This window comes from Streptosporangium sp. NPDC002607, assembly GCF_053592655.1.
Genome location: NZ_JBSFWD010000029.1, coordinates 34933 through 51333, shown reverse-complemented (window position 1 = coordinate 51333; position 16401 = coordinate 34933). Strand labels below are relative to the sequence as shown.

The window sequence follows — 16401 nt, the reverse complement described above, 5'->3', positions numbered from 1 at the left end:
GCTGGGTGCCGGTCGGCCGGCACCGTTCACCCAGCGAACGCTCGTGGTCAACACACTCGGATCAGCGGTCTGACGGACACCGCCACAAACGAGGCCGATGGCAGCGCGATCGCCTACGAGCACACCGGCAGCGGCCCGGCACTCATCCTCGTCGACGGCGCCATGTGCCACCGCGGCGCCTGACCGTGCGGTCCCTGGCCCAGGGCTCCCCGGCGGCGATCGGGAATCCGCGCTACAGCGGCACCGTCGCCCCGGCCTACCCCTCGGCGACCGGCCGGTAGGTGCACACCTGCACGCCCTTGTCGTTGATGGCCGTGGAGGCCAGTTCGAACGTGCGCGACGCGCCGTCGCCGGGGAAGATCGTCTTTCCGCCGCCGAGAAGCACCGGCATGATCATGAGTCGGAGCTCGTCGACCAGGCCCTCGCTCAGCAGGGTGCGCGCGAGCGTGGGGCTCCCCATCACCACCAGGTCGCCGCCTTCGCTCTCGTGCAGCTTCCTGATGTCGGCGACGGCCTCGTCGCCGGGGATGCGGGTGGTGTTGTTCCAGGTCAGCTCGTCGTCGCCCAGCGTCTTGGACACGACGTACTTCGGGATGGCGTTCATCCGGTCGGCGAACGGGTCGCCGGCCCGCCTGGGCCACGCCGCGGCCATCGTCTGCCAGGTGCGGCGCCCGAACAGCAGTGCCCCGGCCTTGGTCACCGCGTCGTCGAAGGTGCCGCCCACCACGTCATCATCGAAGAACGGGTGCGACCAGCCGCCGTGGGCGAAGCCGCCGTCGGTGTCCTCTTTGGGTCCGCCCGGCGCCTGCACAACGCCGTCCAAGCTCATGAACTCAACAATCACGATGCGCATGGGACTGGCTCCTCTGGGGTTGCGTTGCTGGTTTCCGGCGCCGCTGATCTGGTCGCGGCGCGAGGGATGAAGGTGTTACCTGACGGGCTGATCGGGACCGGCCGGTCAGCCGAAGTGCTCGGCCATCCAGGTGTCCCACGCGGACTGCTCGTCACGGCCCGCGAAGTTCTGGTGACCGAGCACGAGGGCGTCGCCGCGGCCGGTACCGGAGTGGATGAACCGGTACAGGCCCTCGTCCGTCCGAACACCCAGGTTGACGGGCAGGTTCGCGTAGTAGACGACCCCGGCGGAGCCGTCCGGGAGACGGACGTCGTCGCCCTCGGCGACGTCCTGCGTGACGCCCAGTTCCTGGGTGACGGTCTTCCAGACGGCGTCCGGGCCGCCCGCTCCGGGCCGGAAGGCCGTGGTGACCGATGGGGTGCGGCCGGTGAAGTGCGCGAGGTACTGCTTGAGGGTCTCCTGGTAGATGGGCCAGCCGGCCTGCATCGCCTCGAACTCGGTCTCCCAGTCGTCGCCGAGCATGCCACTCTGCACGATCCGCAGCACGGTCGTGCCGCCGCCACGCCCCTCGATGAGGTATTCGAGCGCCATGAACCGGCCGTCGGGGGCCGGCGCGCCGCGGGTCGCCAGGCGGGCGCCCGGCTCGTAGGCGGTGATCGTGGCCTGCTCGGTGTGGCCCAGCATGGTCAGGTTCGCCGGGCCGCCCTCGGCGGTGCCAATCTCGGTGCGTCCCATGAACCAGGAGTCGACGCCCGGCCCGGTCGCGATCGCGTCCCAGACCTGCTCGGGCGTGGCGCTGAGCTCGATCTCCTGGCTCAGCTCGAACGGGTGCGTCATCGGGTTTCCTTCATGCTCGGGTGGACGGCGACGACGATCCGGTGGTCGCGGCCGTGCTCGGCGGACTGGTCGTGGTACTTGGACACCAGGGTCGTGACGGCCCCGGCAAGCTCCTGGGCGAACGCGGCCCGGTCGGCGGCCGAGGCGAAGCGCACCTCGGTGTCGATCGCGAAGGTCGCGACGCGTTTGCGCGCCTTGGCGGCGCCGGCGATGAGCGCCCCGACGTCGCGGACCAGCCGGGCCGCGACGGCCAGCAGCCAGCCGGCCGACAGCTGGTCGGGAGAGCGGGCCGGGTCGGGCTCGACGGACGCCAGCGCGGCCGGGGAGATCACGTAGGAGGCCGCGGTCGCGCGCATGATGCGCTCGTTGACATTGCCCTTGCGCCGCTCCTCGATCATCTCGACGAGCCCGTGCGCCTCAAGCGTCTTGAGGTGGTAGTTGACCTTCTGCCGGGGCAGGCCGACCTTGGCGGCCAGCATGGTCGCTGAGGCGGGCTCGCTCAGCTCGGCCAGCAGCCGGGCCCGGATGGGGTCCAGCGAGACCTCGGCGGCGGCCGGATCCTCGATCACGGCGATGTCCTGCATGACCACAGGCTATGACCGACAAATTAACTTGTCAAGGAAGTCTTATTTATCGGCACACCGGCCCTGCAGGGCTCGGGTCCCGGCGAGCCCCCTACCGAGGTCAGGGCAGGACCACGCCGGGCTCTCTCCCGGAACCTGCCGGCTCCGTACGCGCCGAAGGTTGGCTCGCACCTACGCGATCCCCGCCCGCGAGAAGCGACAGGCGGCCAAAAGTGCGTCGGTTCCGGTCCTGGTATTCGCCATGCCGATGTACGTGCCACGGTGAGCTTTCGGGTGCGAGATAGCCTGACGTGGTGGGCGTCACCTCTGGTAGCTACGCGTTGGGACCTGAGTCCGGCCGGCTCATCGTCAATACGACCCGTACCGGGCTGGGCGCGAAGGCCGGCCATGACCTCACCATCGAGGTCACCCGTTGGCACGGCGATGCCACGATCGACGTCGCCGATCCGGCCGGCTCCTCGGTGACCGTCGAAGTCGACGCAGGGTCGTTCGAGGTCCGGGAGGGAACCGGTGGCATCAAGCCGCTCACGGACTCCGATCGTCGGGAGATCAAGAAGAACCTTCAGGAGAAGGTCCTGCACGTTGAGCGTTACCCGGCGATCACGTTCCGATCGACACGGATCAGCGGAACAGCGGAGTCGTTTCGCGTCGAGGGCGATCTCACCATCGTCGGTGTCACCCAGCCCGTCACGCTCCAGGGCCTGCTGACCGAGGACCGCGTACGCGGCTCGGCGACCATCGTGCAGACCCGGTGGGGCATCCGGCCCTATTCAGCGTTCTTCGGCACACTCAAACTCAGCGACGACGTCGAGGTACGGTTCGACGCCGGTTTCTCCCCGGGGCGGTGACTCCGAGCATGCGAGCCCGATGGCCCGATCTTCAGCTCTTGATCGAGATCGTCCACGAGTGCCGGTGAGGCCTCGCCCCCGTCACTCGGCTCCATCTCCTGAGGCCTCACACCGACGCCGACTTCCCGGTTCGGGTCTGGGCGAGCCGGTGGGAATCGCTGCCGGTCTCGATACCGGGCCGGACGGTCAGGACGTGGCGCTCAAGGTGTGCGGAACCAGGAGACAGTGACAGCCGGGATCAAGCTGCCGCGGTAGGTGACGGCGCACCTATCTTACTTTATGACGAGAAGATGAATGAAAGCTGAATTGTCAGCGCATCATGGATGCCTCACTTCGCCCTGTCGTCATATCTCACATAATTCAATATAGAACGCTGTTTTATCGCTATATGGGGCAAGCTTTCGAGGGATCACATGAAGCGTTGGATCGGCGTCGGGCTGGCACTGCTCCTCGGCGCCGCCGTAGTGGCGGCGATCGTGGTGGGCAACCGTGGCGGCGGCGCGGAGACGCGGGAGCTCACCCTGGTCCGCGGGGTGATCGGATCGGAGAAGAAACCGTTCTTCGACGATCGGCGGGTGCGGGCGGTCTTCGCCGAACACGGCCTCCGGGTGGAGGTCGACACCGCCGGATCACGCCAGATCGCCGCCTCGGTGGATCTCAAGAAGTACGATTTCGCGTTCCCGTCCAGCGCTCCGGCGGCCGAGAAGATCAAGCGTGACCGGGGCGCCACCCGCACGTTCGCGCCGTTCTCCTCCCCCATGGCGATCGCCACCTTCAAGCCGATCGCGGACGTGCTCGCCAAGGCGGGCGTCGTGCGGGACTCCGGCCTGGGCTACTGGGTGTTCGATATCAAGAAATATCTGGATCTGGTGGCCAAGGGCACCCGATGGGACAGACTGCCGGGCAACACCGCCTACCCGGCGCGCAAGCGCGTCCTGCTCACCACCACCGACATCCGCACCTCCAACTCCGCGGCGATGTACCTCTCGATCGCCGGCTACGTGGCCAACGGCGACGACGTGATCATCTCGAACGCGCAGGGCTCCAAGGTCGCCGGAGCCGTCGCCCCCCTCTTCCTCGACCAGGGATACTCCGAGACCTCCACCGAGGCTCCGTTCGAGGACTACCTGGCTCTGGGGATGGGGAAGACACCCATGGTCATGATCTACGAGGCGCAGTACGCCTCGCGCCTCTTCGCGGGGGACGGCCTGATCCGCCCCGACATGCGGCTGCTCTACCCCTCGCCCACGGTCCTCAGCAAGCACACGCTCGTACCGTTCGGCGCGCAGGGCACCGAGGTCGGCCGGCTCCTGCAGGAGGACCCGGAGCTCGGGCGCCTCGCGGCCCTGTACGGCTTCCGCACCGCCGGCGCCAAGGCGTTCGACGACCTGGTGGCGAAGGCAGGGGCTCCGCTGCCGGCCGGCCTGATCGACGTGGTGGAGCCGCCTGACTACGAACGGCTGGAGGGCATGATCACCGCGATCGACAGGCTCTACCGATCCGGCGTGGTTCCCTCCCCCACCCCCTGACCTCGCCTTCCCACCGTTTCGAGGAGAGACCACCGTGAGCGATCTCGTGCTCAGCCCGCCGGAACCCGTGGCCAAGGTGCCCGTGGAGAAGGCGGCCACCATGCTGCCGGTACCGGAGGAGCGAGGCGCCGAACTGGCGGAGAAGGCAGGTGGCTTCGCCGAGGAGCTGAGCGGCCTGGACCCGCGGTCGCCGGAGTTCACCCGCAAGGTGCACGACATCACCTCCATGGGTGACTCGGAGATCCGGGCCTCCTCCCAGGTGGCGAACCGCATGCTGAAGCGTCCGGTGGCCGCGCTGGCGTCCGCCAGGGGCGAGGGCAGGGACGCGCAGGCGGCGGTGGCCGGGCAGCTGACCGCGCTGCGCCGGACGATCGTCGACCTCGACCCCAAGCAGGCGTCCACCCCGGCCAAGAAGCTGCTGGGACTGATCCCGTTCGGCGATAAACTACGCGACTATTTCGCGAAATATCAGTCGGCGCAGCGGCACATCGACGACATCATCCGCGCCCTCAAATCTGGGCAGGACGAGCTGCGCAAGGACAACGCGGCCATCGAGGGCGAGAAGACCAACCTGTGGGAGTCGATGAAGCGCCTGCAGGAGTACGCCCTGCTCGCCGCCGCCCTCGACTCCGCGGTGGAAGACAAGATCATGCATGTCGAGGCGGCCGACCCGGAGAAGGCCACCGCCCTCCGCTCGGACGCGTTGTTCGGCATCCGGCAGAAGCACCAGGACCTGCTGACCCAGCTCGCGGTGTCCGCCCAGGGTTACCTCGCGCTGGACCTGATCCGCAAGAACAACCTTGAACTGATCAAGGGCGTGGACCGGGCGACCACGACGACGATCGCGGCGCTGCGCACGGCCGTGACCGTGGCGCAGGCCCTTGCCAACCAGAAGCTCGTGCTCGACCAGATCACGGCGCTGAACACCACCACCTCCGACCTGATCGTGGCGACCAGCGAGATGCTGCGTACCCAGGCGGCCGACATCCAGACCCAGGCGGCATCCACCACGGTCGACATGGACGCGCTACGCAAGGCGTTCGACAACATTTACACCACCATGGACATGATCGACACGTTCAAGGCCAAGGCCGTGGAGAACATGGCGATCACCGTGGACAGCCTGACCGTCGAACTCGACCACGCGCGCACCTACCTGGAACGCTCTCGGCACGGCGACGAACAGGCGCTCCCGCGATGAGAGCACGAACGGGTTCTCGCCCGATCAGACGGGCGCTCGCCGCGCTGACCCTGCTGGTGGCCTCGGCCGCGTGCGGCGGGACCGACACGCCGGCCACCCCCGTGGACGGTCCCGACGTGCTCCGCGTCCTCGCGGGAAGCGAGATCGGCGACCTGGAACCGCTGCTCAAGCGGGCCCGGGACGCCATCGGCGTGCGGGTCGCGCTGTCGTACGCCGGAACGCTCGACGGAGCCGACCAGGTGGCGCGCGGCGGCGCGGACGGGCAGTACGACGCGACGTGGTTCTCCTCCAACCGCTACCTGTCACTGATCGACGGGGCGACCGCGCGGCTCTCGACCCAGACCAAGGTCATGGTCTCGCCCGTGCTGCTCGGGCTGAAGGCCTCCAAGGCCCGCGAGCTCGGCTGGGACCGCAAACCCGTTACCTGGAACGACATCGCCTCAGCCGCGCGCGCCCGCGAGTTCACCTTCGGCATGACCAGCCCCGCGGCGTCCAACTCCGGGTTCTCCGCGCTGGTCGGTGTGACGGCGGCGCTCTCCGACGCCGGGGAGGCGGTGGACAAGGCCCAGATCGACGCGGTGACGCCCAGGCTGAAGGAGTTCTTCTCGGCGCAGACGCTCACCTCCGGCTCCTCCGGTTGGCTCGCGGACGCGTACGCCAGGCAGGGCGAGGTGGACGGGCTCGTCAACTACGAGTCCGTGCTGCTGGGCCTCAACGCCTCCGGCAGGCTCTCCGAGCCGCTCACGCTGATCTACCCGAGCGACGGGGTGGTGACGGCCGACTACCCGCTCACGCTGCTGAGTTCCGCGACACCGGACAAGAAGGAGCTGTACCGGAAGCTCGCCGCCTGGCTGCGCACCCCGGAGATCCAGCGGGAGGTCATGACCACGACCCACCGTCGGCCGATCGTCCCCGAGGTCGGGCCGGACCGGCGTTTCGGGTCAGCGTCACTGGTGGAGCTGCCCTTCCCCAACCGGCGCGACGCGGCCGACGAGCTGATCGGCGTCTACCTCAACCAGGTGCGCAGGCCGTCGCGGACGCTGTTCGTGCTGGACACCTCCGGTTCGATGGAGGGCGAACGGATCGACGCGCTCAAGCAGGCGCTGACCGCCCTGTCCGGCGCCGACACCTCCGTCAGCGGATCGTTCTCGCGCTTCCGCGACCGCGAGACGGTCACGATGATCCCGTTCAACACGACCCCCGGCACCCCGCAGACCTTCACGCTGCCCGACCGGAACCCCGAACCGGTGCTCCAGCGGATCCGCTCGTACAGCGAGGCGCTGCGGGCGCACGACGGCACGGCGATCTTCGACAGTCTGCGGGCCGCCTACCAGGAGGCCGGGTCGTCGGCATCGGAGGACTTCACCTCGATCGTGCTGATGACGGACGGCGACAACACCGACGGCAGCTCGTACCACGACTTCGCCGGCTACTACGCGTCACTACCCGTGAAGTTCCCGACCTTCGTCGTGCTCTTCGGCGACAGCGACGTCAACGAGATGAAGCAGATCGCCCAGCTCACCGGTGGGGCGACCTTCGACGCCCGGAAGGGGTCGCTGGCCGCGGCTTTCAAGGAGATCCGTGGCTACCAGTAGTCCTGGCGGCCGTATCCTCGCCTACGCCGGGTCGACCAGGAACATCGCCGGATGCGCCCTGGCACTCGTCGGGGTGGCCCTGGTCTTCCTCGACGTCGCCGGGACGTTCTGGCCCGTCGTGGTCGCCGGGTTGTACGGCGTCGGGGCGCTGCTGGCCCCGGCGGACCGGGTACGTCTCACGATCTCGCACGCGGAGGTGGAGTCCCGGCGGCTCTACGCCGACCTGGACACCCTGCTGGCCAAGATCGGCGGGAACCGGTTCCCCGACGACGTGGTGGCGAGAGTCGGCGTGCTCGCCGAGGTGGTGCGCGACATCCTCCGGCGGGCGGACGCGCTCACCTCCGCACCCGACCACCTGCACATCGTGTCGCAGACGATCAGGGACTACCTGCCGTCCAGCCTGGAGGCGTACGCGAACCTGCCCCGCTCGTACGCGCTCACCCGGCGCGGCGAGCGGGAGCGCAGCGCCCACGAGGAGCTGCTCGCCCAGCTCGACCTGCTGGACACCCAGCTGCGCAAGGTGGCCGAGTCGGTCTACCAAGGCGACGAGCAGGCCCTGCGTGACCAGGGCAGGTTCCTCCAGGACCGGTTCGGCGGCTCCGGCCTGGACCTCTGACCGCCTGACGTCTCCGGCGGCACGGAGAGGCCCCGGACGGGCGTCGTACGAGGTCCTGTTAGGCCGGGCGCGGATATGTCGTGTCGATGAGGTCGCGCAGGAAGGCGTCGAGGTCGTCAAGCCCGTAGGCCTTGAGCACCTGCGGCGGTTGGGTGAGCAGGTAGGTCAGCGCGGTGCTGACGCACATGGTCACGATGGCGGCGCCGCGTGGGGTCGCCGCCAGCCCGGCGGCCTGCTGCACTCGCAGATGCAGCGCGAGGTCCGCCTGGTTGAGCTCGGCGAGGGTGGCCTGCACCTGCGGCCTGCGCGCGGCCTCGGCGTGCAGTTCCAGGTAGGCCAGGACCCGTGACCGGTTGACGGTGACCGCACGGTCGAGCAGTTCGCGAAGCAGGCCGACCAGCTGCTCGCGCCCCTGGACGCCCGCCGTACCGGCCTGTTCCAGGTCGGCCCAGTAGCGCTGCACGCAGCGCTCGGCGGCAGCCTGCAGCAGGGCGTCACGGGTGGCGAAGTAGTTCTTGGCCGTGCCCTCGGGCAGGGTGGCCTCGTGATCCACCGCCCGATGGGTCAGGCCCCTGCCGCCTTCGCGGGCCAGTACCTCGATGGCCGCGTCTCGCAGCCGGTCGCGACGCTCGCGGTTCTGCACCATGCCGTTCATTATCCGGGCTTGCCCGTATCACCACACTAGTGGTACCACAGCTGTGGTGAAGAAAGCGGAGGGGAACAGGACATGAAAGCGACCGCCGTCATCGTCGGCGCCGGGATCGGCGGACTGGCGACCGCCATCGGGCTGCGCACGGCCGGATGGGAGGTGACCGTGCTCGAACGCTGGCCGCGAATCGTCTCGGCGGGCACCGCCCTGGGTATCCGCCCCGACGCCCAGGCCGCGCTCGACCGGCTCGGCCTGGGCGAGGAACTGCGCCGCCGTACGGTGCCCTACCGCGACGCCCTCATCCGCGCGCCACACGGACGCCACCTGGCCGACCTGCCGCTGAGGCGCATCGAGCGCCGGGGCGGCTCACCGGTGCTGATGATCTCGCGGGTCTCACTGATGGAGATGCTGCTGCGGGCTGTGGGCGAGACGACGATCAGAACAGGAACGCAGATCACCGATCCGGTGACGCTGCACGAGGAGCACGACCTGGTGGTCGGGGCGGACGGGCTGCGCAGCGCGGTGCGCGCCGCCTACTTCGACGCCGCCCCCCGGCCCCGCTACAGCGGGATCGTGGCCTGGCGCGGCGTGACCGGCTTCGAGCCGTCCGGCTTCGGGGAGACCTGGGGGCCGGGCCAGGTCTTCGGCATCACGCCCCAGGAGCCCGGCTCCACCAACTGGTACGCCGCGGTGGCCACGCCGCAAGGGCGAAGGGAGAGCCTCGACGAGTTGCGCGCCCGCTTCGCCGACTGGCACGACCCGATCCCGCGCGTCCTCGCCGAGGCCGAAGAGGAGACGGTGCTGCGGCACGAGATCCATGATCTGTCCCCGCACCTGAGATCCTTCGTCACCGGCAACGTCGCCCTGGTCGGCGACGCCGCGCACGCGATGACCCCCTCCCTCGGCCAGGGCGCCTGCCAGGCCCTGCTGGACGCCGCCGCCCTCGCCGACCTCCTGGCCACCCCAAGGACCCCGGCGGACGTGGCGATCGCGCTGCGCGCCTACGACGCCCGGCGTCGCCGGCCCGCCCAGCGCCTGGTGACCATGTCGCGCTGGATGACCCGCCTGGCCGGCACCGGCCGCCTGTCCGGCGCTCGCAACGCGCTGCTACAGATTCTGCCCGCCTGAGCGCGGACATCGCCGCGGGGCTCGACCGCATGCGGCCGACGAGCTCGACGCGTGCCCGGTCGGTGATGTGTTCCGGCGCATGGGCGACAAGTGGAGCATGCTGCTGGTGGTCCTGCTCGGGAGGCGCCCGCACCGGTACAACGAGTTGCACCGTGCCATTGAAGGCATCAGCCGGCGCATGCTGACCCGCACGCTGCGCAGCCTGGAAACCGGCGGGCTGGTGCGGCGCGAGGTGCACCCGACCGTGCCGCCCAGCGTCGAGTACAGCCTGACCCCACTGGGGCGCACCCTGCTCCAACCGCTGTCGGCACTGGCGGACTGGGCGGTGCGCCACGAGGCGGAGATCAACGAGGTCCGATCCCGCCACCTCGGCACCTAGGACCTGCCCGAGCTCACGTTCGAGGTCAAAGCCGCCGTCGCGGCCAAACTCCTGAACGGCGGCACAACGCCCCGGGCCCCTCGCCAGGGCCCGGGGCGTTGTGACCGATCCGAACGAGACGGCCCAGGTCACCCGGGAGTCCCGGCACGCGACGACATCGCGCGCCCCGTCAGCCCCGCTTCGGAGGGCGCGTGTGCATGGGCGCCGCGATGCGGTTCCACAGGTTGATCTGCGCCACCTGGGCGACCAGGTACCCTGCCTCCTCCGGCTTGAACGCGGCGGCCACCGCCTCCCAGACCTCGTCCGACACGCCGTCGGGCCGCTCCGTGGCGGCCTCGGCGTAGGCCAGCGCGGCCCGCTCGGCGTCGGTGTACAGCTCCGACTCCCGCCAGGCGGACAGCTGGTAGATCCGATCCTGCTTCTCACCGAGTCGCAGCGCCTCGTGGACGTGCATGTCGATGCAGAACAGGCAACCGTTGATCTGCGAACTACGGATCTTGACGAGCTCGCGGATCGCGGGATCCAACGGCCCCTTCGAGATCACCTGCTCAGCCTGGATAAACACCTTGTACATCTCGGGCGCCACCTCGGCGAGGTTCAAGCGTGACATCGTGCTCCCACCTTTCTCGGTCTCTCTCCCGGTTCTCACCAGGGAGACGAGGTGGCACCCGCCGCTGTGACGGCCTTTGCCAGAAAGATTCGCGAAAGTTCAGCGCGCCGGGTCGATGTGCGAGAGCTTGTCCGGATTGAGCACCCGCCGGATCGCCAGGATCCGGCCGTCTGCCGCGACGTCGAAGGTATCGACCAGGATGACCCGCTCGTCTCGGTACGCCACCAGCGCGAGCTCACCTCCCACCTCGCGGGGAACGAGCGGGAAGAGCCCCAACCGCCCGGCCACCCGGGACAGCACCATGGCGATCCGCTCACCGCCGGAAATGACCTTGCGCGCGGCGGAGACCTTGCCGCCGCCGTCGGTGACGTACACCGCGTCGGGATGCAGGAGCTCGACCAGGGCCTTCAGGTCGCTCGCCTCGTACGCGGCGCGGAACGCCGCGAGCACCCGCTCGCGCTCCGGGCGACTCGCGCGTGGCTGCTGCTTCGTCGCGGCCACCCGGCGCCGCGCCCGTGAGGCGAGTTGGCGGCCGGCCGCGGGAGTGACGCCGAGCACCCGGGCGATGTGATCGAAGGGCACCTCGAAGACGTCGTGCAGCACGAACGCGACTCGCTCGGGCGGCGTGAGCCGATCCATGACGACGAGCATCGCCATGCTCACCGACTCGTCGACGAGCACCGGCTCGGCGGCGTCCGGACCGGTCAGCAACGGCTCGGGCAGCCACGGGCCGACGTACGTCTCACGCCGCACCCGTGCCGACCGGAGGATGTCGTAGGACCTGCGGGCGGCGACCGTCACCAGCCAGGCCCGCAGATCCTCGACCCCGGACAGGTCGGCACCGGTCGCGCGCAGCCAGACGTCCTGCGCCACGTCCTCGGCGTCGCCGGCACTACCGAGCAGTCGATAAGCCGCCCCGAACACCGCCGGCCGGTGCTCGGCCCACTCTTCCTCGGTCACACACAGACGCTACAAGCAGCGCCGCCGACCTGCGTATCCGTTGCCCAGGCCCCGAGACAGTCGCCCGGAGTGGTTCATCTGCGGCCTCGTCGGGCGAGCGCGTTGCCGGCCGCGCCTATCGCGAAGCCGAAGGCGATCATTAAGACGTAGCTGTAGATCTCGTAGCCTTCGGGGGCGAGGAACCGGAGGAAGCCCATGAAATGGATCCAGCCGAACCACTCGTGCAGAAGGCCGCTCCCGCCGCCGGCGACGAGGATGAAGCAGAGCAGACCCGACAGGGTGGCCAGGGGGGACTTCGAGTTGGTGGAGGTCATGGCTTCACGGTAGGCAGGTGATGCCCGGCGCGGAATCAGGCTTAGGACGGTCATGCGGTAACCAAAGTTGGCCGCCGACGATCGAGGGGGTGTACTTAAGTATCCGGTCGCACGGATTCCTGCTCGCGGATGAGGCCCGGCGTGGATCGCGGGGCACGCGCCGTATCCACCCACCCCCGGGACCGGGCCGCCGGCCTGGGACGGTCGAGCGGCGGGCAGGGTTGACCGGCCCGGCGATGAGGGGATGTGACCGGCTCATCGCGTGACTCGCTAGCCTAAGGCGCGATGAACCGTTTCACGACGTCAAGAGGTGAGTTCGAGCTCACTCGCTTCCCCGAGGATCCCCGCGACCCGTTTCGCGCCTGGGACGCCGCCGACGAATACCTGCTGCGGCACCTCGACGGCGAACAGGCGGACCTGTCGGGCACCGTGGTCGTGCTGGGCGACCGGTGGGGCGCCCTGGTCACCGCGCTCGCCGATCACCATCCCGTGCAGATCACCGACTCCTTCCTAGGCAGGCAGGCGACCCTGGCGAACCTGGAGCGCAACAAGGTCACCGGGAATGTCGCCGGGAACACGGTAGGGCTCCGCACGACCAGGGACGCGCCTCCGGACCGGATCGACGTGCTGCTCATCCGAGTGCCCAAGAGCCTCGCACTCCTTGAGGACCAGTTGCACCGCCTCGCACCGCACTTACACTCCGGCACGGTGGTCGTCGGCGCCGGGATGGTCACCGAGATCCACACCTCGACGCTGCACCTGTTCGAACGGATCCTCGGGCCGACCAGGACGTCGCTGGCGGCGAAGAAGGCACGGCTCATCTTCTGCGCACCGGACCCCGGGCTTCCCCGAAGCGACAACCCATGGCCGCGAAGCTACCCGCTGCCCGCCGGTGTCGGAGCCGTCTCGGGTCTGACCGTCACCAACCACGCGGGCATCTTCTGCGCCGACCGCCTGGACGTCGGCACCCGCTTCTTCCTGAAGAATCTGCCGCAGCGCCGTGGGCGCGAACATGTCGTGGACCTGGGCTGCGGCAACGGGGTGGTCGGGCTCGCCGCCGCACTGGGCAACAGCGAAGCCCAGGTGACGTTCATCGACGAGTCCTATCAGGCGCTGGCCTCGGCGGAGGCCACCTTCCGGGCGAACATGGCGGCGGGCACCACCGCGGAGTTCCTGGCGGCCGACGGCCTGTCAGGCGTACCCACCGGGACGGTGGACCTGGTGCTGAACAACCCGCCGTTCCACACGCACCGCGCGACGACCGACGCGACGGCCTGGCGCATGTTCAACGGCTCCCGCGCCGCGCTGCGCCGCGGCGGCGAGCTGTGGGTGGTCGGCAACCGGCACCTCGGCTACCACGCGAAGCTCCGCCGGCTCTTCGGCAACTGCGAGGTCGCCGCGAGCGACCCCAGGTTCGTCGTGCTGCGAGCCGTCAAGCGCTGACCGCGCACCCCCTGTCCCAGGGGAATCGAGTGCGCCGTCAAGGCCGCGCAGGAACGGTTGAAAAGGATCGCGTTTCACAAGAGGCGAAGGCCGTGTCTGTCCGCCCAGGCCGATATGGCCTCGGCGATCAACACGGGCTGGTCCTCCGGCGTGTGATGCCCGGCGACGGCCTCGGAGTGTTCGATCTCCAGGCCGGCGATGTTCGCCGCGCACCACGCGACGATGCCCTCGTGCATCATCGCCCCCGGCCCAGGCGCGAACGTGAGCAGTAGCTTGGGCACGTCCGCGCCGGCCTTCAGCCACCGGTCGTACGCCTCGATCCTGGCCACGACGTCAGCGGGCTCACCGCCCAGCGGCATAGAGCGCGGCCACTGCAGGAGCGGCAGCCTGCTCTCCCGGGTCGGATACGGCTTGCGGTAGACGTCGAGGTCGCCCTGGGTGAGCGCCGTGGCGACGGTGCCGGGCAGGGCTTGCTCGATGAAGGCGTTGTCGTCGAGGATCATTGTTTCGCCGATACCGGCTGTCTTGATCGCCTGGAACAGCCGCCGGCCGCCTTCGGGGAACTCCTCCCAGGCCATCGGCTTGACGATGGTCTCGGTGAACGCGATGCCGCGTACCCGGTGCGGGTGACGCGCGGCCCAGTCGAAGGCCAGGGCGCCACCCCAGTCATGCCCGACCAGTACCACGTCCTGAAGGTCGAGCGCGTCGAACCAGGCGTCCAGGTAGCGGGCATGGTCGGCGAAGGTGTAGTCGATATCGGGTTTGCCCGACTCGCCCATACCGATGAGGTCGGGGGCCAGCAGCCGTCCGGATCCTACGGCCGGTATGACGTCCCGCCACAGGTACGACGAGGTCGGGTTGCCGTGCAGGAAGACGACCGGCACCCCGGTGCCGGACTCCCGGTAGTACATGGTCGAGCCGAGGATGTGCTGAACAGGCATGATCCAGTCCTTTATCGGAGGTTGAGCCGGGTGATGCGATCGACCGCGATCTCGATGACCACGCGGCCTGGCGGAGCGGGCGGCGGCGCTCCATAGCGCGCGGTGTAACGGCGTGCGCCTTCGGCCACCCGCCCGGGTGCGTCGTGCACGGTGGCGAGTCCTTCGAGCGTCACCCACCGGAATCCCACCGCCTGGCAGAGCGCCGCGCGCCCGCCCGGTCCGGCGATGAGGTTCCTGGCCTTACGAGTGGTGCCGACGGTCAGGACACGGGCCAGCCTCGCCTGACCGTCCCAGGTGAAGCGCACCGCGACCACGTGCGGCGAGCCGTCGAAACGCGAGGTGGTCAGGGTGGCCACGTGCGGCTCAGCGAGGAAATCCTCGACCGACCTGCTCACCGGAAGGCTGCGGCGCTGCGCTCGGCCCAGGCGGCGAAGGTGCCCGGCGCCCGGCCCAGGACACGTTCGACGTCGGGGCTCACCCGCTGCTCGCCCTCGGTCGGTTCGCCCAGGATGGCCAGAGTGCCCTCGACCACGGGCAGCGGCATGAACCGCGCCATCAGCTTGTGGGCCTCCTCACGGGTCTGTTCGGTGAAGTGGACCGGTTCGCCCAGTGCGGCCGCGATCGCCGCCGCCCGCTCGCGCGGGGTGGTCGATGCGGGACCGGTCAGGGTGTAGACGGTGCCCAGGTGAGCGTCCTGGCCCAGGGCGGCGGCGGCGACCGCGGCCACATCGTCGGGATCGATGAAGGGCAGGCCGACATCACCGAACGGCGCTGCGACCTCCCGCCGGGTGCGGATCGACTCGGCCCAGGCGAAGGCGTTGGTGGCCATCCCGCCCGACCGCAGGACCGTCCAGCCGAGCCCGGACTCCCGCACGGCCGCCTCGAACAGGCCTGGGTGCCGGTACGCCTCCGGGCGGGTCCCCGCGCCCTGCGAGGACAGCAGCACCACCTTGCGGATCCCCGCGGTCTTCGCCACCTCCAGGATGCCGTGCGGGTTCTCGCCCGCCACCAGAAGGAACAGCGCCTCCGCCCCGTCGAACGCGACTCGCAGACCGGCCGGCTCGGCCAGGTCGGCGGCCACCGCCCGCACCCCCGGCGGCACGTCGGCGCCGGTGATGTGCCGGGCTACGGCCGTCACCGGCACCTGAGCCTCGGTGAGCATCCGCACCAGCGCCCGCCCGACGTTCCCGGTCGCACCCGTTACCACGATCATGTCGATCTCCCTGGCTCAGAAGTCAGTTAGTTGACTGACTAACTTTGTCGAGTGAGACGTTAGCACAGCCCGGCCATCGGCTGCCTATAGTTAGTCGGGTGACTAACTCAATGAATTCTCAGCACCCTCGGACGAAGGCCGCCGGTAAGCGGCAGCGACTGATGGCGGCCACCGCCCGGGTGCTGCACGAGCAGGGCGTGGAACGCACGACCATCGCCGACATCGCCCGCGCCGCCGATGTCCCGGCGGGCAACGTGTACTACTACTTCAAGACCAAGGACGAGCTGGTCGAGGCCGCCCTCTCCGAGCACGCCAGACATCTGGAGGTCCTCACCGGCCGGCTAGACCAGCTCCCCGACCCGCGCGAACGCCTCAAGGGTCTCGTGGACGCGTGGGTCGGTCAGCGCGACACCGCGGCCCGCTACGGCTGCCCCACCGGCACCCTTGCCGTCGAACTCGACAAGCGAACCGAGAGTGGCCTCGACGTCGCGGCGGGCCATGTCATCCGCCGGCTGCTGGACTGGGTGGAACAGCAGTACCGCCAGCTGGGCGTGGCCGATCCCGAGGGCCTCGCGCTGACGCTCGTCGGTGCCTACCAGGGCATGTCCCTGCTCTCCAATGCTCTGCGCGACCCGGAGATCATGACCCGGGAGGGAGCCCGCCTCGTTCGCGAGCTCGACAGCCTGGCGTGACGCACGCCG

General features: G+C 69.5%; 19 protein-coding genes. 9 read left to right on the top strand and 10 right to left on the bottom strand.

Annotated elements, in window-relative coordinates:
• Nucleotides 1–256: 256 nt before the first annotated feature.
• The 3 genes from ACWD3H_RS28950 to ACWD3H_RS28940 all read right to left on the bottom strand — a co-directional run bounded on the left by ACWD3H_RS28950 (nt 257) and on the right by ACWD3H_RS28940 (nt 2274).
• Nucleotides 257–853 carry a dihydrofolate reductase family protein gene (locus ACWD3H_RS28950; RefSeq protein ID WP_451957230.1) on the bottom strand — a complete coding sequence of 199 codons (597 nt, stop codon included), beginning with the start codon at nt 851–853 and terminating at the stop codon, nt 257–259.
• Nucleotides 854–958: 105 nt separating this feature from the next.
• A complete protein-coding gene (locus ACWD3H_RS28945) occupies nt 959–1690 on the bottom strand; it encodes an SRPBCC family protein (protein WP_451957229.1) in 732 nt (243 codons plus the stop codon).
• On the bottom strand, nt 1687–2274 hold the full coding sequence (locus tag ACWD3H_RS28940; RefSeq protein ID WP_355547985.1) for an ArsR/SmtB family transcription factor: 588 nt from the start codon (nt 2272–2274) through the stop codon (nt 1687–1689). Before ACWD3H_RS28940 ends, ACWD3H_RS28945 begins: the two co-directional genes overlap by 4 nt.
• Nucleotides 2275–2567: 293 nt before the next feature.
• On the opposite strand from ACWD3H_RS28940, the gene ACWD3H_RS28935 reads away from it, so the two are divergent.
• From ACWD3H_RS28935 to ACWD3H_RS28915, 5 genes are all read left to right on the top strand, one after another.
• Nucleotides 2568–3122: a YceI family protein gene (locus ACWD3H_RS28935; protein ID WP_451957228.1), complete on the top strand. Its 555-nt coding sequence runs from the start codon at nt 2568–2570 to the stop codon at nt 3120–3122.
• 413 nt (nt 3123–3535) lie between these two features.
• A complete protein-coding gene (locus ACWD3H_RS28930; RefSeq protein WP_451957227.1) occupies nt 3536–4651 on the top strand; it encodes a hypothetical protein in 1116 nt (371 codons plus the stop codon).
• A gap of 34 nt (nt 4652–4685) precedes the next feature.
• Nucleotides 4686–5852 (top strand): toxic anion resistance protein, encoded by a 1167-nt coding sequence (locus ACWD3H_RS28925; protein ID WP_350923240.1) that lies wholly within the window; start codon nt 4686–4688, stop codon nt 5850–5852.
• Nucleotides 5849–7447, top strand: a complete 1599-nt coding sequence (locus ACWD3H_RS28920; protein WP_451957226.1) for an extracellular solute-binding protein — start codon at nt 5849–5851, stop codon at nt 7445–7447. The genes ACWD3H_RS28925 and ACWD3H_RS28920 overlap by 4 nt, the downstream gene beginning before the upstream one ends.
• On the top strand, nt 7434–8063 hold the full coding sequence (locus ACWD3H_RS28915) for a hypothetical protein (protein WP_451957225.1): 630 nt from the start codon (nt 7434–7436) through the stop codon (nt 8061–8063). The genes ACWD3H_RS28920 and ACWD3H_RS28915 overlap by 14 nt, the downstream gene beginning before the upstream one ends.
• 58 nt (nt 8064–8121) lie before the next feature.
• Here ACWD3H_RS28915 and ACWD3H_RS28910 read toward each other — a convergent pair whose 3' ends face one another.
• On the bottom strand, nt 8122–8709 hold the full coding sequence (locus tag ACWD3H_RS28910) for a TetR/AcrR family transcriptional regulator (protein ID WP_451957224.1): 588 nt from the start codon (nt 8707–8709) through the stop codon (nt 8122–8124).
• An 81-nt stretch (nt 8710–8790) separates the two neighbouring features.
• On the opposite strand from ACWD3H_RS28910, the gene ACWD3H_RS28905 reads away from it, so the two are divergent.
• Together ACWD3H_RS28905 and ACWD3H_RS28900 are read left to right on the top strand one after the other, a co-directional pair.
• A complete protein-coding gene (locus ACWD3H_RS28905; protein ID WP_451957223.1) occupies nt 8791–9840 on the top strand; it encodes an FAD-dependent monooxygenase in 1050 nt (349 codons plus the stop codon).
• Between the two features lie 79 nt (nt 9841–9919).
• A complete protein-coding gene (locus tag ACWD3H_RS28900; RefSeq protein WP_451957222.1) occupies nt 9920–10219 on the top strand; it encodes a winged helix-turn-helix transcriptional regulator in 300 nt (99 codons plus the stop codon).
• Between the two features lie 169 nt (nt 10220–10388).
• On the opposite strand, the gene ACWD3H_RS28895 is transcribed toward ACWD3H_RS28900, so the two are convergent.
• From ACWD3H_RS28895 to ACWD3H_RS28885, 3 genes are all read right to left on the bottom strand, one after another.
• Entirely contained in the window at nt 10389–10829 is a 441-nt protein-coding gene (locus tag ACWD3H_RS28895; protein ID WP_451957221.1) for a carboxymuconolactone decarboxylase family protein, read from the bottom strand.
• A 99-nt stretch (nt 10830–10928) separates the two neighbouring features.
• The gene (sigJ, locus tag ACWD3H_RS28890; RefSeq protein ID WP_451957220.1) at nt 10929–11789 is read right to left on the bottom strand and encodes an RNA polymerase sigma factor SigJ; all 861 of its coding nucleotides are present in this window, start codon (nt 11787–11789) and stop codon (nt 10929–10931) included.
• 74 nt (nt 11790–11863) lie between these two features.
• Nucleotides 11864–12103, bottom strand: a complete 240-nt coding sequence (locus ACWD3H_RS28885; RefSeq protein WP_355547952.1) for a hypothetical protein — start codon at nt 12101–12103, stop codon at nt 11864–11866.
• Between the two features lie 285 nt (nt 12104–12388).
• Here ACWD3H_RS28885 and ACWD3H_RS28880 point away from each other — a divergent pair, with 285 nt between their 5' ends.
• Nucleotides 12389–13546, top strand: coding sequence for a methyltransferase (locus ACWD3H_RS28880; RefSeq protein ID WP_451957219.1), 1158 nt, complete (start codon nt 12389–12391; stop codon nt 13544–13546).
• 74 nt (nt 13547–13620) lie between these two features.
• Here ACWD3H_RS28880 and ACWD3H_RS28875 read toward each other — a convergent pair whose 3' ends face one another.
• Genes ACWD3H_RS28875 through ACWD3H_RS28865 form a run of 3 tightly spaced genes read right to left on the bottom strand, consistent with a single transcriptional unit; the run spans nt 13621 to nt 15700 of the window.
• Nucleotides 13621–14487: a haloalkane dehalogenase gene (locus ACWD3H_RS28875; protein WP_451957218.1), complete on the bottom strand. Its 867-nt coding sequence runs from the start codon at nt 14485–14487 to the stop codon at nt 13621–13623.
• 11 nt (nt 14488–14498) lie between these two features.
• Nucleotides 14499–14882 (bottom strand): pyridoxamine 5'-phosphate oxidase family protein, encoded by a 384-nt coding sequence (locus ACWD3H_RS28870; RefSeq protein ID WP_451957217.1) that lies wholly within the window; start codon nt 14880–14882, stop codon nt 14499–14501.
• Nucleotides 14879–15700 (bottom strand): SDR family oxidoreductase, encoded by an 822-nt coding sequence (locus tag ACWD3H_RS28865; protein WP_451957216.1) that lies wholly within the window; start codon nt 15698–15700, stop codon nt 14879–14881. The genes ACWD3H_RS28870 and ACWD3H_RS28865 overlap by 4 nt, the downstream gene beginning before the upstream one ends.
• A gap of 98 nt (nt 15701–15798) precedes the next feature.
• Between ACWD3H_RS28865 and ACWD3H_RS28860 the strand changes: the two genes are divergently transcribed.
• A complete protein-coding gene (locus tag ACWD3H_RS28860; RefSeq protein WP_451957215.1) occupies nt 15799–16392 on the top strand; it encodes a TetR/AcrR family transcriptional regulator in 594 nt (197 codons plus the stop codon).
• The last annotated feature ends 9 nt before the right edge of the window (nt 16393–16401 follow it).

Bases quoted from the DNA above. Each gene is read 5' to 3' on its own strand.
- ACWD3H_RS28950 (WP_451957230.1), bottom strand. From the start codon at position 853: ATGCGCATCGTGATTGTTGAGTTCATGAGCTTGGACGGCGTTGTGCAG.
- ACWD3H_RS28945 (WP_451957229.1), bottom strand. From the start codon at position 1,690: ATGACGCACCCGTTCGAGCTGAGCCAGGAGATCGAGCTCAGCGCCACG.
- ACWD3H_RS28940 (WP_355547985.1), bottom strand. From the start codon at position 2,274: ATGCAGGACATCGCCGTGATCGAGGATCCGGCCGCCGCCGAGGTCTCG.
- ACWD3H_RS28930 (WP_451957227.1), top strand. From the start codon at position 3,536: ATGAAGCGTTGGATCGGCGTCGGGCTGGCACTGCTCCTCGGCGCCGCC.
- ACWD3H_RS28920 (WP_451957226.1), top strand. From the start codon at position 5,849: ATGAGAGCACGAACGGGTTCTCGCCCGATCAGACGGGCGCTCGCCGCG.
- ACWD3H_RS28910 (WP_451957224.1), bottom strand. From the start codon at position 8,709: ATGGTGCAGAACCGCGAGCGTCGCGACCGGCTGCGAGACGCGGCCATC.
- ACWD3H_RS28905 (WP_451957223.1), top strand. From the start codon at position 8,791: ATGAAAGCGACCGCCGTCATCGTCGGCGCCGGGATCGGCGGACTGGCG.
- ACWD3H_RS28900 (WP_451957222.1), top strand. From the start codon at position 9,920: ATGGGCGACAAGTGGAGCATGCTGCTGGTGGTCCTGCTCGGGAGGCGC.
- ACWD3H_RS28895 (WP_451957221.1), bottom strand. From the start codon at position 10,829: ATGTCACGCTTGAACCTCGCCGAGGTGGCGCCCGAGATGTACAAGGTG.
- ACWD3H_RS28885 (WP_355547952.1), bottom strand. From the start codon at position 12,103: ATGACCTCCACCAACTCGAAGTCCCCCCTGGCCACCCTGTCGGGTCTG.
- ACWD3H_RS28880 (WP_451957219.1), top strand. From the start codon at position 12,389: ATGAACCGTTTCACGACGTCAAGAGGTGAGTTCGAGCTCACTCGCTTC.
- ACWD3H_RS28875 (WP_451957218.1), bottom strand. From the start codon at position 14,487: ATGCCTGTTCAGCACATCCTCGGCTCGACCATGTACTACCGGGAGTCC.
- ACWD3H_RS28865 (WP_451957216.1), bottom strand. From the start codon at position 15,700: ATGATCGTGGTAACGGGTGCGACCGGGAACGTCGGGCGGGCGCTGGTG.